General features: G+C 43.1%; 11 protein-coding genes and 1 pseudogene. 4 read left to right on the top strand and 8 right to left on the bottom strand.

The window, feature by feature from the left end:
* Nucleotides 1–3 precede the first annotated feature (3 nt).
* Complete coding sequence (locus V7K50_RS13170) at nt 4–2,646, bottom strand: M1 family metallopeptidase (protein WP_334960600.1); 2,643 nt, start codon at nt 2,644–2,646, stop codon at nt 4–6.
* Between the two features lie 550 nt (nt 2,647–3,196).
* Here V7K50_RS13170 and V7K50_RS13165 point away from each other — a divergent pair.
* The 4 genes from V7K50_RS13165 to V7K50_RS13150 all read left to right on the top strand — a co-directional run bounded on the left by V7K50_RS13165 (nt 3,197) and on the right by V7K50_RS13150 (nt 7,636).
* Complete coding sequence (locus V7K50_RS13165) at nt 3,197–4,879, top strand: DUF3352 domain-containing protein (RefSeq protein WP_334960598.1); 1,683 nt, start codon at nt 3,197–3,199, stop codon at nt 4,877–4,879.
* A 282-nt stretch (nt 4,880–5,161) separates the two neighbouring features.
* Nucleotides 5,162–6,085, top strand: a complete 924-nt coding sequence (locus V7K50_RS13160) for a class I SAM-dependent methyltransferase (protein ID WP_334960596.1) — start codon at nt 5,162–5,164, stop codon at nt 6,083–6,085.
* Nucleotides 6,078–7,046: a PrsW family intramembrane metalloprotease gene (locus V7K50_RS13155; protein WP_334960594.1), complete on the top strand. Its 969-nt coding sequence runs from the start codon at nt 6,078–6,080 to the stop codon at nt 7,044–7,046. The genes V7K50_RS13160 and V7K50_RS13155 overlap by 8 nt, the downstream gene beginning before the upstream one ends.
* A gap of 32 nt (nt 7,047–7,078) precedes the next feature.
* Nucleotides 7,079–7,636 (top strand): Uma2 family endonuclease, encoded by a 558-nt coding sequence (locus V7K50_RS13150; RefSeq protein ID WP_334960592.1) that lies wholly within the window; start codon nt 7,079–7,081, stop codon nt 7,634–7,636.
* 296 nt (nt 7,637–7,932) lie between these two features.
* Here V7K50_RS13150 and V7K50_RS13145 read toward each other — a convergent pair whose 3' ends face one another.
* The 7 genes and pseudogenes from V7K50_RS13145 to V7K50_RS13115 form a co-directional block, all read right to left on the bottom strand.
* A complete protein-coding gene (locus tag V7K50_RS13145) occupies nt 7,933–8,805 on the bottom strand; it encodes a 6-carboxytetrahydropterin synthase (RefSeq protein ID WP_334960590.1) in 873 nt (290 codons plus the stop codon).
* 236 nt (nt 8,806–9,041) lie between these two features.
* Nucleotides 9,042–9,743 carry a J domain-containing protein gene (locus V7K50_RS13140; protein ID WP_334960588.1) on the bottom strand — a complete coding sequence of 234 codons (702 nt, stop codon included), beginning with the start codon at nt 9,741–9,743 and terminating at the stop codon, nt 9,042–9,044.
* A 15-nt stretch (nt 9,744–9,758) separates the two neighbouring features.
* Nucleotides 9,759–10,721: a cysteine synthase A gene (gene cysK, locus V7K50_RS13135; protein WP_334960586.1), complete on the bottom strand. Its 963-nt coding sequence runs from the start codon at nt 10,719–10,721 to the stop codon at nt 9,759–9,761.
* A 335-nt stretch (nt 10,722–11,056) separates the two neighbouring features.
* A complete protein-coding gene (locus V7K50_RS13130; RefSeq protein ID WP_334960584.1) occupies nt 11,057–11,494 on the bottom strand; it encodes an Rrf2 family transcriptional regulator in 438 nt (145 codons plus the stop codon).
* 250 nt (nt 11,495–11,744) lie between these two features.
* A complete protein-coding gene (locus V7K50_RS13125) occupies nt 11,745–13,439 on the bottom strand; it encodes an iron uptake porin (RefSeq protein ID WP_334960582.1) in 1,695 nt (564 codons plus the stop codon).
* Between the two features lie 660 nt (nt 13,440–14,099).
* Nucleotides 14,100–14,381, bottom strand: a complete 282-nt coding sequence (locus V7K50_RS13120) for a 4a-hydroxytetrahydrobiopterin dehydratase (RefSeq protein ID WP_334960580.1) — start codon at nt 14,379–14,381, stop codon at nt 14,100–14,102.
* Nucleotides 14,382–15,270: 889 nt separating this feature from the next.
* A pseudogene (locus V7K50_RS13115) lies at nt 15,271–15,402 on the bottom strand (photosystem II D2 protein (photosystem q(a) protein)); the annotation flags it as partial.

The raw sequence follows: 15,402 nt of genomic DNA, 5'->3' as shown, positions 1-15,402 counted from the left end.
GTGCTATTTAGATTTGGCCTCCAAGTTTTCTAAACGGCTTCTCAATTCCTGATTTTGTTGTTTGAGTTGGTCGAAATCTTCACGCAATTGACGCAGGTTTTTTTCTGAACCAATGTTATTTTGCACCTTGGAAATTTCTTCTTCAGCATAGCGACGTACACGCCCATCGGCTGTTTGGTCAATTAGCGATCGCAAAATCCCCACTGCTTTAGGTGTTTCCATTTGTCCTAAGGCTGTGGCTACGGCTACTTGGGTTAAAAAGAAGGTTTCTTTGGCTAGTTCTGTTAATTTTTCTAAAATCTGTTCTAAATTAGCCGGACTTTGGCCTACAGAAATCTTTCCTAAAGCGCGAATTGTCGCTAAACGTAGGGGTTGTGGGACACCGAGTTTGGTGTATTCGATCAGTATATTTAAAGCTGCTTCTGAGGTTTTGAATTCAGCTAAACCAGCAACTGCACCACTCCGCACCACTTCATTCCAACCCGCCTTTTCTTCTAAAACGGATTTCAGCTGCTTTAATACTTTGTCTTCCTTGGGTTTTTCTTCCAAGTTTGCTGATGCAATCGCCCCAATTACACGAGATGCGGCTGCTTCTACGTAGTAGCTAGGATCGCCCTTTTGCACTACTCCTCTCACAACTTTATAGCTTTCAGCAGTTTTGATTTGAGCAAGTGCTTCCACTACAGATCGTCGCACGTAAGCATTTTTATCTTTTAACCCAGCAACTAAACCATCAAAGGCTTGATCTAAATTAATCTGGACTAGTTGTTTCGCTGCTTCCACACGCACACCCCACAATGGGTCATTTTTTAGCGACGTAGAAAGTGCAATAGTCGCTTCTAACCCGCCTTTTTTCGCCAAAGCTGCTGCTGCATAAATACGCGAAATCGGATCGGGATCAAATTCTAACTGTGCTTTTAACTCCGCTATTGGATACTCTAAAGCTACTGTTTTTAGATAATTATTTCCAACATCAAAGCTGATAAATTGGGGCTTATTCTCTAGGGGAAAGTAGAAGCTTTGTTCCCGTTCATTCACCCGCACGGTGAAAGTTTTGAGTTGTGAGTTACGAGTTATGAGTTTGGAATTCTTTTTAACTTCTAACTCCTTACTCTTGACTTCTTCCTGTTGGGTATAGCCAAAACCAACAGGTATTTTTAAATCAAACAAATCCTTACTGCTATTTTTGCCTTCAGCAGCTTGGGTTTGAGTTACCGTAATTTTTGCTAAATTAGCATCTCCATCCCAAGAGTAAGCCACTTTAAAATCGGGATGACCACCACGATAAACGTATTGGTCAAAGAGGAACAAAAGATTACGTCCCGTTGCCTTTTCAATCGCCCTGAGTAAGTCTATTGTTTCTACGGTTTTGTGGGCATTATCTTGGACAAATGTTTGGATAGCTTGCCAAAACAATTCATCTCCCAATTGGGCGCGAATCATGTGATAAACACAAGACCCTTTTTCATAGATGTGGCGATCGTAAAGTTCAATAGCTTCTCGGTAAACGTGTGTTACCATTGGCCGGCGATAACGGCTGCTATCTTCACTTAAGTAACGACGAGCTTCTAGTAAACGATAGTAAGCTGCTTCTTCTTGACTATATTCCTGTTCTGTCCACATCACCTCAGAATAAGAAGCCATCCCTTCTTTAATCCAAGCATGAGACCAATGCTTAATCACCACCAAATCACCAAACCACTGGTGCGCGAGTTCGTGGACGACTAAAGCTTCGGTATTGCGGTTATCTAAGGCGGCGCGTTCATCCAGCAAACATCTATCTGTTAACAGGGTTGTGGAAGTGTTTTCCATCCCGCCAAAGATGAAGTCATCGACGCAAACTTGGGCGTATTTCGGAAAAGCATAGAGATAACCATACTTTTGGCTCAAAAATTCGATCATCCGGGGAGTTTTGCCCATGCTGCGTTTAGCATCTTCCTCCCTTCCCTTTTCTACATAGTAGGTAACTGGTTTTCCGTTCCACTCATCCCGAATTTCAGCAAAATCACCTACTGCCAAAGTCATCAAGTAAGTAGGATGAACTTGTTGCTGTGACCAATGGTAGATTTTGTAATCACCATCTTCTGTAGTGTTGATCAATTCGCCATTGGAAATAGCTACCAGAGGGTTGGGAACGCGGACGCGAATTTCGGAAGTAGAAAGTTGTCCCGGATAGTCAAAGCAGGGGAACCAAAAGCGAGAGTCTTCGTCTTCTCCCTGAGTCCAAACTTGGGTGGGCTTGTTTGGGTAGTGCTTGTCTGGTTGAATAAAGTAAATGCCGCGTTGGGGTTTTGCCACCGAGTAGGCGATCGCAATTAGCAAGCTTTTACCAATTTGGGTTGCCTCAGAAAGTTGGATAGAAAGCTGTTCCCCGTCATAGTCAAAATTTTCTGGGATCTCGTCCACCTGCACAGACTCGATATTCAGGTTGACAGCATCCAAAGTCAAACGATCAATGCCATTACGGATTGGTAAGAGGCGAATGCTACAAGTGCCCTGATAGCTTTGCTTGGGAATATCCAAGCTGAGATCGAGAAAAATATGCTCTACTTGTCCGGGGCGATCGGGGTTGTAGTGTGGTCTTGCTCCCGGTAACTCAAAAGGTTTGTGTGTGTTATTATCTGTATCAAAATAAGACTTCGACATTGATCCTTACTGACCTTGTAATCCTGAAAAGTCTGGCTTGGCTGGATGTTGTTAAGTAAAATAGCGGTGTCTGTATTTCCCATATCAACAGGGTAGTATCAGGTGAAAACTCACCTTTGGGATTGGGGGATTGAAATTAATCTCACCCGAACTTCCGAAGATCGGCAGCCGATCCTGGGACTTTTTTCCATATCCCTCCCGCATTTACTTTTCCTGATATTTTGCACTTTTTTGTCATCGGTTCAAGAGTCTCTTGCACCTCGATAGATTCTCATTAAGTAGAAATACTCCTAATTATTCTTATAACTTAGGATAGCTTGCTGCTGCTGATTAGGCTATTTTGTTTGAGATGAACAGCAGATCATTTGCGGATTTGCTGATCATCGCTTTGAAGTATTTTTGAGAGTAATTATTAGACCGCTAACCTATAGGACTACTAATTTTATCAGTAAATACCGATCAATGAGCGGAAATTATTAATAAATCCGAAAACTCTACAATGACACTTGTATAAATCTCGGTGACAATCTGACCAAAAGAGGATAATAAAATGTCTGAAAGTAAATCAAAGTTTCTCATCCCTGCTGTTGGTGCTGCTGTAGTTGTAGTTGTAGCAGGAAGTATAGCAGCCTATACGTATTTGAAAGGTCCATCAGGAGGTAGCTCAGACGCTCTAGGCAGTGCGAAACTAGTACCTTCAACAGCATTGATGGCAGCTTATATTACTACTGATCCCCAAGCTTGGGCAAAGTTACAACAGTTTGGCACTCCAGAAGCACAAAAGTTAGTGGCAAAAAATCTGGAAGATTTTAATAAGCAAATGTTCAGTGACGGTAACGTTTCTTATGAAAAAGACATAAAGCCTTGGGTTGGTGGTGTGATGATTGCTGTGTTGCCACCAAATCCGGTGAAACCAGCACAGTTCAACACGCCCTCTGGGACACCTAATGTACCAACAAATGTACAACAGGAACCGAATATCCTGATCGTGGTGGGAATTAAGGACAAACTCAGTGCCTTAAATTTTGCTAACAAATTGAAGTCCCAAAAAGGGGTGAAATTACAGGAATCTGATTATCAAGGTGAAAAAATTGTCGAAGCTACACAAAATGGCAAGCCGAGCTACAGCGTAGTTTTAAATAATAGTCACTTGGTATTAGCCCCCGAAAAGCAAGCTGTAGAAAAAGCAATTGACACATTTAAGGGACAATCTTCTTTTGCCAGTAAAGAAGGTGCCAGCAGCACTCTTAAAGGAGTGGATGTCAAAAACAGCCTTGCTCAAATTTATGTACCAGACTATGCCGGGATGGTACAACAATTAGTCGCCGGAAATCCGCAGGGAAAGCAGTTACCACCACAAAGCTTGGCACAATTGAAGCAGATAAAATCTGTGGTGGCGGGTGTTGGTGTTGATGATGCAGGATTGCGGTTAAAAGCGATCGCTAATTTAGATCCGCAACTAAATAAATTTCAGTATCAATCAAGTCCTGGCAATATAGTCGGGCAATTTCCGGCTGATACCTTTGCTCTGATTAGCGGCAATGGCATCAGCCGGGGCTGGGAAGCGCTAGTAGAACAGTCAAAAGATTATCCAGAAATGAAGCAAGCTCTAGAACAAGCGCGAGGACAAGTGAAAATTGCCAATATAGACCTGGATAAGGATATTTTTGGCTGGATGAATGGGGAATTTGCCTTTGGTGCGATTCCATCAAATCAAGGGGTATTAGCGAGTGTTGGTTTTGGAGGTGCTTTAGTATTTGATACTAGCGATCGCAAAACTGCCGAAGCCACCTTCACAAAATTGGATACCATCGCCAAAACCCAACGAATCAACGTCGCCAACAGAAATATCGGCGGTAAAGACGTAACCGAATGGCAAATCCCTCAACAAGGAGCTTTATTGGCACATGGTTGGCTAGATCAAGATACAGTATTTGTAGCTCTTGGTGGCCCAATTGCTGAGGCAGTTAGCGATCGTAAAAATTCATCTCTTGACAATAGCGACACCTTCAAAGCCGTTACGGGTTCTTTGCAAAAGCCCAACGGTGGCTATTTTTACCTGGATATGGATAAAACTAAAACTGTGCCCCTGATCAATAGTTTTATTTCATCTAACGCCGATACCATCACCATCCTGAGTTCCATTCGTGGTTTTGGTATTACCGCCACTAGCGCCGATAAATCCACCAGTCAATTAGAGATGTTGTTAGCTCTCAAGCCTATTGCAAAATAGGGCATGGGGCATGGGGGAGAATCAATAATTACCGAAAAATTGGGTTTAAAGCCCCGTCGTTCTATGACGGCTTTTCTTGTAACTAAGAAGTAATAAGTAATGAGTAATGAGTAATGAGTAAGAAGTAAGAAGTAAGAAGTAAAACTTATTACTCATTACTTATCACTCATTACTTATTTACCTCATCTCCCTCATCCCCAGAATGTTTTTCAATTTGCATCTAGACTGGCCTCTAGCAACTATGTCATAAGTAGAAAAGGCTCTTCAAATGCAAATTGATTTATGACTGCTGCTGTAAAAACGAATCCTGGTTTAGCTTCCCGCTTGGTGAATGGCATACTGGCAATCCAGCCTTTAGCTAATCTAGCCAAGCATCAAGCTAGACAAATGATGATTAAACGTGCCGAAAGAATTGGTGTGCCTTGGACACAAGAAGTCGAAACACTACAGGCGCTTGATTGGAAGGCCGATTTAGCTCAAGTAGAAAATCCTCAGCTTTCCTACCCCGATTACTACGTCACCTCATTCCATGCCTACGAAACCGGAAATCTCAGTTGGCAAGCCGCTTTTGAGGTAGAACCTGCTGCTTATGCTGTCCACGCTAAGATTTGGCAGGGCACTGAAGAAGCCCAAGGCGATCGCAAGCTACGCGAAAGCTACCACAATATCGTGAAAAATCAAATCCCCAACGAGCCGCAAGACATCTTAGATGTAGGCTGTAGTGTTGGCTTGAGTAGTTTTGCCCTACAAGCAGTTTATCCCCATGCCAAAATTACAGGCTTAGACTTATCTCCCTACTTTTTAGCTGTTGCCAATTACCGCGCCCAGCAACGCCAAGCTAAAATAAACTGGCTTCATGCCCAAGCTGAATCTACCGGGCTACCTGATGCCTCTTTTGATTTAGTTTCCATTTTCCTGACGTGCCACGAATTACCCCAATCCCCAACCCGACAGATTTTAGCTGAAATGCGGCGCGTGCTGCGTCCCGGTGGCTACTTGGCAATCATGGATATGAATCCCAAATCTGAAATTTACCAGAAAATGCCGCCTTACATTTTGACATTGCTCAAAAGTACTGAACCCTATTTAGATGAATATTTCGCTTTGGACATTGAGCAAGCTATTGTTGACGCTGGTTTCCAAACTCCCACTATCACCAACAATACCCACCGTCACCGCACAGTAATTGCTCAGGTGAGTGGTTGATTTATCTCTACTGTTGTGGGCAGGGATACCACCGTTGCTGCTGCTAGGCTACTACTATTGCCGAGTGCCATTTGCCCCACCTCTGTTAAAGTTACTCATGTTCTTTATCATCGGGGCAATATCGGGGATCTTAGCCCTTAGCCTCGAATGGGTTTTTGAAACTGTAGCCAACTCTTTTATAGACTGGCAACAAATCAAACGTTGGCTTCCTGGTATAGCCTTGCGGCAGCTTGTGGAAGTAGGTTTAATTGAAGAAGGCTGCAAATTTGCAGCAGTTGTTGTCCCAACCTGCTATCTACAACGCAGGTATCGATTACTTCAGTCTACGGTTTTCCTCTTCACCATCGCCGTTGCCCTTGGATTCACTGCCGAAGAGAATTGGATTTACCTTTTCCACGGTACTGCATCAATTCTTGATCGAACTATTGGCACCCCAGTCCATGCTATGTTCTCTGCGCCTTGGGGATATGCTTTGGGAATTTATATTTCTTCCCATACTCGGTTAAATCGAGACAAGAACTTCATTTTTAGGGCTTGGCTAAATTCTGTAATCTGTCACGCCCTAGTTAATGTCTTATCTAGTGCTTGGGGTTACTCATTACCCCTACGTTTGCTGAGTTATAGTTTGTTTCCATTTCTGTTGTGGATGTTTTGGCGATTAGAACAATTACTGCGAAAAGTGCAAGGTAAAGCTGTAATTACCCTGATTTGCGACCGTACAATCCAGCGCCGTTACTGGCAGAGAAGTTTAGTGCTATTTGCCCTCGTGCTGGGTGGAAATGCGATTTTTGGTCTGTTTCTCTTAGCCAGTAAAATTAGTCCTTTGAGTCCGTCGAAGCTTTTTGACACTTATATTTTGTGGTTTATATTTAGTCGCTTTTTACTAAATCTCTTTTTCGGAGTTTTAGCTTGGGGCATTTATCGCTATTTGCGACATTCCGCCCGTCGTCGGTATTTTTAAAATATGATTTAAGAAAATGCTAGGGGGTTTCTATGCAAACAACTCCAGTGCGTTGGACGACTGCTGACTTAGAGCTATTTGCTAGCGATCGCAGAAATCGCTATGAGATTATTGATGGAGAGCTATTTGTGACTAAATCACCTAGTTGGGATCATCAATCAAGTTGTGGCAAGATTGTTACAGTTCTTAACAATTGGTCAGATGAAACTGGTCTGGGTAAAGCTGCGATCGCACCTGGAATTATTTTCTCAGATTCTGACAATGTGATCCCTGATGTGGTATGGGCAAGTCATGAACGCTTAAAAAACTTGCTAGATGAGGCTGGACACCTGACGGGCGCACCTGAGTTAGTCGTAGAGGTTCTGTCACCTGGTGAAAAAAACAAGAAACGTGATAAGGAAACAAAGCTAAAGCTGTACTCAGTGCAAGGGGTTCAAGAATATTGGATTTGTGATTCTATACAGAAGAAAGTTGAAGTTTATCGTCGTGAACAGGCTGCATTAAAGCTAGCAGCTACTTTATTTAGTCAAGATGAACTGACAAGTCCTTTGCTACCTGGTTTTAACTGTTTAGTTAGTAAACTTTTCTAGCTGGGCACTTGTACTGAGCGGAGCCGTTGGCGCAGCCTCTCGTAGAGAAGTATTGGGCATTGGGCATGGGGGTGATATCAATTCCCTATATCAAGCGATGTGCAACTTATTCTTAGAACCCCACTTCCATTCCTCTCCCCCACAGGGAGAGAGGCTTTGATTCTTGCTCCCCTTCCCTCTCTTCTCTGCGAGAGGCTACGCCAACGAGACGCTGCGCGAACGTAGGGAAGGGTTTGGGGGTTAGGTTTGAAAGAAAGTTGAACATGGCGTTATGTCCTATGCCTTTTCAAGTACCTCTAAACTCGTGCTAGCACTGGCTGATTCACGGCTGGGCTGACTGACTCTGATTCTGACTCCGTGCAGTAGATTTCGCAGGAGTTATTGGGACTTTCAATCAGTTTTACTTTGTAAAGTTTAGCTCCCAATTCCTGAATAGGCGATCGCAGTAAATTACTAATGTAAAGTGCGATATTCTCAGCAGTGGGCACAACTTCGGCAAAGTAAGAAATGTCTTTGTTTAAAAAGGTGTGATCGAATGGCTCTACCACATAATCTTCTACAGCTTGATTTAGAGCAACTAAATCAATAATCATGCCAGTACGTGGGTCAATTTTCCCTTTAACAGTGACTTCTAAATGATAATTGTGTCCGTGACCGTGGGGACGAGCGCACTTACCATAAATCTCAGCGTTTTCTTCATTACTGAGATGAGGATGAGCTAGCCGATGGGCGGCGCTAAAGTGAGTACTGATGGTGAGGTAGGCTTCCATTGCGTTTCCCATATAATCTGCCCAAAGTTCAGGATGTTCAAATAACTGCACACGGACTAGAGGCAAGTGTGGTGCTAGTTTCTGCCAGATAATCCGTGCAATATTCTCAGTAGTGGGCAGAGTTTGTTGAAATTCTGCCCATACATCGTTGATATAAGAGAAGTCCAATTGACTGGTAACTTCCTGTTTAATTACGTGTTTCACATCAGACAAGTTCAGCACCATGCCATATTCATCCAATTCCCCGGCTAGAGAGATGAATAAAACATAATTATGTCCGTGTCCCGGAAACTTAGAGCAAGCACCAAATTTCTCAATATTCTCGGCTTCACTCAGTTCTGGCAACCAATAACGATGACTTGCTGAAAACTGGGCGCGGCGATTAACAATGCATTGCATGAGTACACTATGAGCAGAATTTAAAATTTCTTAATCTTTCTCTGCTTCCAGCATAAACTAATTTCTTTGTCATTAGTCATTAGTCATTGGTCACTTGTACTGAGCGACTTGTGCCGAGCCTGTCCTGAGCGTAGCCGAAGGGCGGAGCCGAGGTAAGCCGAAGTATTAGTCATTAGTCATTGCTTCTTTGACATCCAGTTGAAATTGACCCATGCCCTGACCCCTCCCCTGCCCCACTATATAACAGACGCTTGTGCCTCACAGTGTAATCCCGTGGCTATGCGGAACAATTCTTGACCAGTGTGTAAATAACGCTCATCGTAGTTCAAAGGAAAATAACCTAATTCATCGAGTCCATCTGCTACTTGATCGAGACTGTAGTAAAGGTGAGCGGCTGTTCTTGCTAAACTAGGGGGATTCGGTAGGGAACGAAAAGTAATTTGTGCCTGCTTGAGGTCATCTCGACAGGTTTTTAAATATTCCTGAAATTCATCTAACAACTCATCATCAAAGGGATCGGCGGCTAATTGATCCATTTGTTCTTCTAACGAATAAAGAATGTTACAAAGCAAGCGATTAACTGGTTGGTAAACTTGACGTAGCCATTCTTCAACTTGTTCGTCAACATCCCGTCCGGTTTTTCTTCTTGTCTGGTAATGCTTTTGCGCTGATGCTGTACGCTGTTGGCGATCGCTATTTAATTGTTGAGAGTGATCTTGCAGTTGTTGGTCATAATTACGGCGATTTTGGTTATCGCCTAAAACCTCATAAGCTGCATTGATGCGGATTATCTGCTCGTGATCGGCACTTTCCTGATTACTGTCAGGATGAAACAACTTAACCAAGCGGCGATAAGCTTGCTTAATCTCCGTTTGGCTGGCACTTGGACTAACTTTGAGAGTTTCGTAATGGTTAGAAACGTGCTTATAATTGACCATTAATTCAATGTATCGTTAGCTAACGCTAGCGGCTAACCTTGCCTCCAAATCTTGGAACAACGGTGTACTCAAATACCTCTCACCAAAACTGGGCTGAATCATCACAATTAAACGCCCTTTGTTTTCTTGACGTTGGCCAACGCGAATTGCTGCACATAAAGCGGCTCCACTGGAAATCCCAGATAGTAGTCCTTCATCTTTTGCCAAACGCCGACTATAACCGATCGCTTCTTCATCGGTGACGGTAATCACTTCATCAATCAATTTTATCTTTAATACTTGGGGAATAAACCCAGCACCAATTCCCTGGATTTTGTGTGGCCCTGGTCGTCCCCCAGATAAAACTGGGCTATTGGCTGGTTCAACTGCGATCGCCTTAGAACTAGGCTTGTGTGCTTTAATTACTTCTGCTACACCACTGATCGTACCACCTGTGCCCACTCCCGCCACAATTATATCTACTTGTCCATCGGTATCTTCCCAGATTTCAACAGCTGTACTTTCCCGATGCACTTTTGTATTGGCTGGATTGCGGAACTGCTGCAACATATAGGTATTTGGTGTAGTATTAACCATCTGCTGCGCCCTCTGAATTGCCCCACTCATGCCTTCCATACCTGGCGTTAATTCCAGTTCTGCTCCATAAGCCCGCAACATCGCCCGCCGCTCTCCACTCATCGTCTCTGGCATGGTTAAAATTAATCGATAACCCTTAGCTGCTGCTGCCATTGCTAAGGCAATTCCTGTGTTTCCAGAGGTGGGTTCTACCAATATTGTCTTCCCAGGAGTAATCAGCCCCTCCTCTTCGGCGGCGTTAATCATACTTACCCCAATGCGGTCTTTAACTGATGCCGATGGGTTCATACTTTCCAGTTTCACTACAATTTGAGCAACACATCCTTCTGTTTGAGGAATGCGGTTTAACTGCACTAGGGGTGTACGACCAACCAGTTCTGTAATGTTACGAGCTATTCGCATAATTTAATCCTTAGTTATTAGTTATCGCTCTTTTCTTACTCTCGTCAGATTAAATTTGAAACCCTATTTTGACGTTAGTCCACGCAGGCGGTGAGGGGGTCGCAGTCTTCTCCCTTGGCGCTAGCCTCTCCCTTTGGGAGAAGGGGAGACGCTAAGAGCGATGGCGGTTCCCGTCGATTGCGAACTCCCGAACCCGAAGGGACTTTGTTTGTGTAGCCGCGATTTCTAATCGCCTGGATTATTCTCTCTCCATAGTCATAAAAGAGCGTTAGTTATTAGTCATTGGTCATTAATCATCAACAAATGACAAATGACCAATGACTAATGACTCTTGACTAAATGTAGTACATGATATCCAACTGCCGCAGAGAATCTCGTTTTTCACAAAGATCCTGGAGTGTATATTTTTGCAACACCGAATTTGCCGCGCGACTTGCTTCTTGCCAAATTTCTTCTATAACCGAACTGTCTACCGTTTTGGAATTAACCTTTTCTTCACCAGTCCGCGCCTCTAACCCTTCTAAACATTCCAAAATCTCAAAAAGGATGATTTTTCGAGGTTCTCGCGTTAACAGATAGCCACCTTTTGATCCGCGCTGACTCTTAACTATACCCCCACGCCTCAAGGTTGCTAGTAGCTGTTCCAGATAGCGATCGGGTATATTTTGTCGTGCTGCAATTTGTCGAATTTGCAACGGTTCGCCATTTTCGTAATGAGCGGCCATCTCTAATAATGCCAGAATTGCGTATTCCGATTTACACGATAGTTCCACAAGCAGCAATAAGTTAGGGGTTAAGTAGGAGTTAGGAGTTAGGAGTTATTCAATTTGGATTTGAGATTTTTCCTTCAATCTAAAATCCCAAATTCAAAAGAGAAAACCGTCCATAACTCACAACTCCCAACTTTTCTAGTATACTCCGGCTAACCACTGGGGTTTGTTAGTTGCTGCTATGGGCAACAAAAAGCCCCGCCTGATGGCGGGGAAAAATAGAGTTCCAAATTGTCAGTGAATAGTCAACACTCTAGAAGGTGAAAGTTGTTCTGAGTGTACCGATAATTGCATCGTCGTTAGTGTTGCTCTGACCAGGAGAAGTCAACCAAATTACACCAGGGGTGATTGAGATGTTATCTGACACGCGATACTTGTAGAAGCCTTCAAAGTGATAAGGTATATTATTACCAGTAAAACCTACTCGGTTAAAAGAATAGGGTTCTGCACCAGCAAAAATACCTAGAACGTTACCCTTTTTACCCAAATCAGGTAAGGCTACTCCAAGACCGTAGCTCCAAGCGTTAAAGTCATCATTTGCACCGAAGCCAGTGACCTCGTGGTAAGAGACGAAGCCACTAACTGATAGCTTTTCACTGGGTCTAAAAGCTGCCTCTACACCGTAGGAATTACTTGAAGATGCATTAATTAGAGTGTTAGCTTGATTAGTACCTACTGCAAAAGTTCCATTTGTCGTGGAAGTTGAGTTGAACAATGAACCACCTGCGGCATTATACCCGTGAACGTAGGTAGCAGCTAAAGCCACGCGATCGCCAACACTAAAGTTCAACTGTCCTAAAGCAGCATAGTCGCCGTTAGTCAAACCTGTATTCAGACCAGGATTATTAGCTTGCGATGCCAAGTAACCCGCAGTGATTGAGCTATTTCCTAGGATGCCGCCACCTTTACCAAGTGGTAGATTGACCGCTATACCTGCACCGCGACCAATGCGATAGATGGGACTTTCAGAAGCAAAGGTAGATAAAGCACCGTTACCACCGTCAGTTTTATCAAAAAAGTAAGGGTTATTCACAGCAGCATAGTGGCTATGTTGTCCACCACTAGCTGCAATGTAAACGTTGGCTGGGCCTATAGGAACTTCATAAGTCAAACGGTCTATACTGACAGCATTGCTACCAGTGTTACCAACTTGAAATGTTTGTGTACCTTCAGCACCAACGTTATTTCCATTTAGTGCAAAGCTTTGTGCATTACCAGCAGCAAGACGGGTGTGTAACACGTCTCTACCAGTAAAGCTGGTTTGCAAGTCTAAACGTACCCGATCTTGGAAGACAGTATTATTATTGTTACCATTGTTACCACCAAATACATCAGTAACGCCAAAAATAGCTTCACCGACTAGTTTAGTGGTAGTGGAGAACTGATTAGCTTCCAGCTCAGCAGTCCGCGCTTCTAGGGAATCTACGCGACCGCGTAGGGTTGCCAATTCTGCGGAAAATTCTTCTTGCAACCGTTGTAAGGTAGCTAAATCTTGTTTAGTCACCAAGTCAGCTGTTGCTGTGGCAATCAATTCGTTAACGCGATCCAAACAGGCGTTCAAACCGGCGGCAAATTCATACCGAGTCAAAGCACGATTACCGCGATAAGTAGCATTGGGATAACCTGCAATACAACCATACCGCTCAACCAAGGACTGCAATGCTTGGAATGCCCAGTCCGTGGGTTGTACGTCGGAAAACTGAGAAACCGATGTTACTTGAGACTGAGAGTTATTTTGGTTGCCTTCGTTACTGTAGCGGTTAACTTGATCTATCGTTGTTTGAGCCAATACTTCTGGCTGTTGGGCAACTTCTGTTACACCCGCTTGTTTAGCTGATGATACTTGAGTGGTTGTGTTTGGAGCCGCAATTGCTGTTGTCGAAACTAACAATGTTGCTCCCAAAACTGCTGGGCTAACCACTAAGGATTTCCACAAGAGATTAGACATCTTTACTTTACTCCTCACACCTTGTTTAGACAATTGGCTTCATTGCACCTAATTCTTAAAAATGCGACATCCCATTGAAACCTGTGGATGAGGCATAGTCGTCCTTACTACAATTCTAGTTTTTGCAAAGCTAATAAACGATTAACTTTGGGTTAAAAACCTATGGGATTAACTTATGCAAAAACATATCTTCATATCATAACATTATAAAACATCTGATCTAGATGGCAAGATTAGAGCGATCGCCTTAACAACTGTCACACCTAATGGTCTAAATATCTAAGCAGGGAGTACTGTTGAGGTCATTTGCTCCTACTGGGCTAAATTGCGGAAAGTTTTAGACACTTAGCAGCTTGTCATCAAAATCGCTTCTTGCAGTTCCCTTTGGCGATGATTAGAAATCCCAGGCCAATCAGAACACACTAACTTGGCGATACAAAAGTAGGCAAAGCCTTCTCGTAGCTTAGTTTGCCTGGTTTTATTGGATAAACACAAAATTAGGAATCAAGGTTTTGGAAACCCGCATAATCCAAAGCAAAACCCGTAGCTTTACTCTTAAGCAAGCTACGGACTACATCTCTCCCAGGAAAAGGATAGGTGTGTTTTGTCTATGTATTAGTGATTTTCAGTCGTCTAATGCAAGATATCAGAAGAAATCACTTAGTTGATTTGGGAAATCGCCCCCGCCACATCAAAGTCTGGTTGCGTCAACCCGCCTGCATCATGTGTTGTGAGTGTGATCTTCACTTTGTTGTAGGAAATCTCTATATCTGGATGATGTCCTGCTGACTCAGCCGGCTCCACCAATTTATTGACAAACTCAATTGCTTCGACAAAATCCTTGAATGTGCGGGTAATTTGCAACTTGGAGTCTTCAACAGTCCAATCTGTCAGAACTCTTGCCTGTTCTTGAATATCGGCTTCAGTGAGTAGTTTTGTCATATCAAAAAATTCCTACTTATATATCTGTTATGTCTCTTACATTTTTCATCTGAAAAAGGCAAACCCCTTTTTTCTCCACACAAAAGTAGGGGAGGATAGTCTAATACCGCAGGGCGTAATTCCAAATTCCAAATTCCAAATCAATGTAGCGTAAGCATTTCATTGATTTGGAATTGGTGGTTTATTTCCGCCGTGCTGTACTATTACATAATGTGTGCATATTTAAATCACACTTGGGGGATAGATGCTATTGCTCACATCGGAATCAGACCCCAAGGTTTGATGCGAGATATTTTTTTTAAGAAAACTTAAACGCTTTAGTTTTGCCCAACCCAGCCATTGCGATCGAAATTTTCAAAACAACCATTGATAAAACAAAAATCACCCATAAAAAACTATCCGCTCTGATTTAGATCGGTTGATCTAAGTCAGAGCGGTCTAGCGGGTCTTCAGGTTGCAACCAGACTGCCGGGAGGAACTCCTAGCTTGCCTAGCTACTTGAGCTAACTTAGTATCTCAAAGATAACTAAGGCTAACTTTTAGAGAACAGCCCCGGCACACAGCCGGCTAACTGCAACCTGATGACCCATGCATTTACTACTTTCTATCATGGGCATCACCTCCTTATTGCCTAAGCGGTCTTAGTTTTAAAAGGGCAGAGTTTTTACTCTGGGCTTATCACCTTCATCTAAGATAACACATAAATTTAGAGATATTAACCATATCCATATATAAAAAAAAAATCTCCCACCAAAAGGCGGGAGATGACTGGAGAATGGGGAATATTGACACTTTATTAGCTGATGTCAAGGAGATTATATAATCTGGGTGGTGTCAATTTTCCGCAACCACAACCCTAATTCAAGGCATGGTCGGCTTTTATTAATTGTTAGAGAGCGTTACCACGAGGTAGAACTTCCTCAGGAAATACAAATTGTTCGTGGGGTTGATCTTGAGGAGCCATCCAAGCGCGGATACCCTCGTTCAGCAAAATGTTTTTGGTATAGAAGGTTTCAAACTC

The organism is Nostoc sp., from assembly GCF_036917135.1.
Lineage (GTDB): Bacteria > Cyanobacteriota > Cyanobacteriia > Cyanobacteriales > Nostocaceae > Nostoc.
The sequence above is the reverse complement of the archived record's forward strand: the minus strand, read 5'-3'. Positions and strand labels throughout refer to the sequence as shown.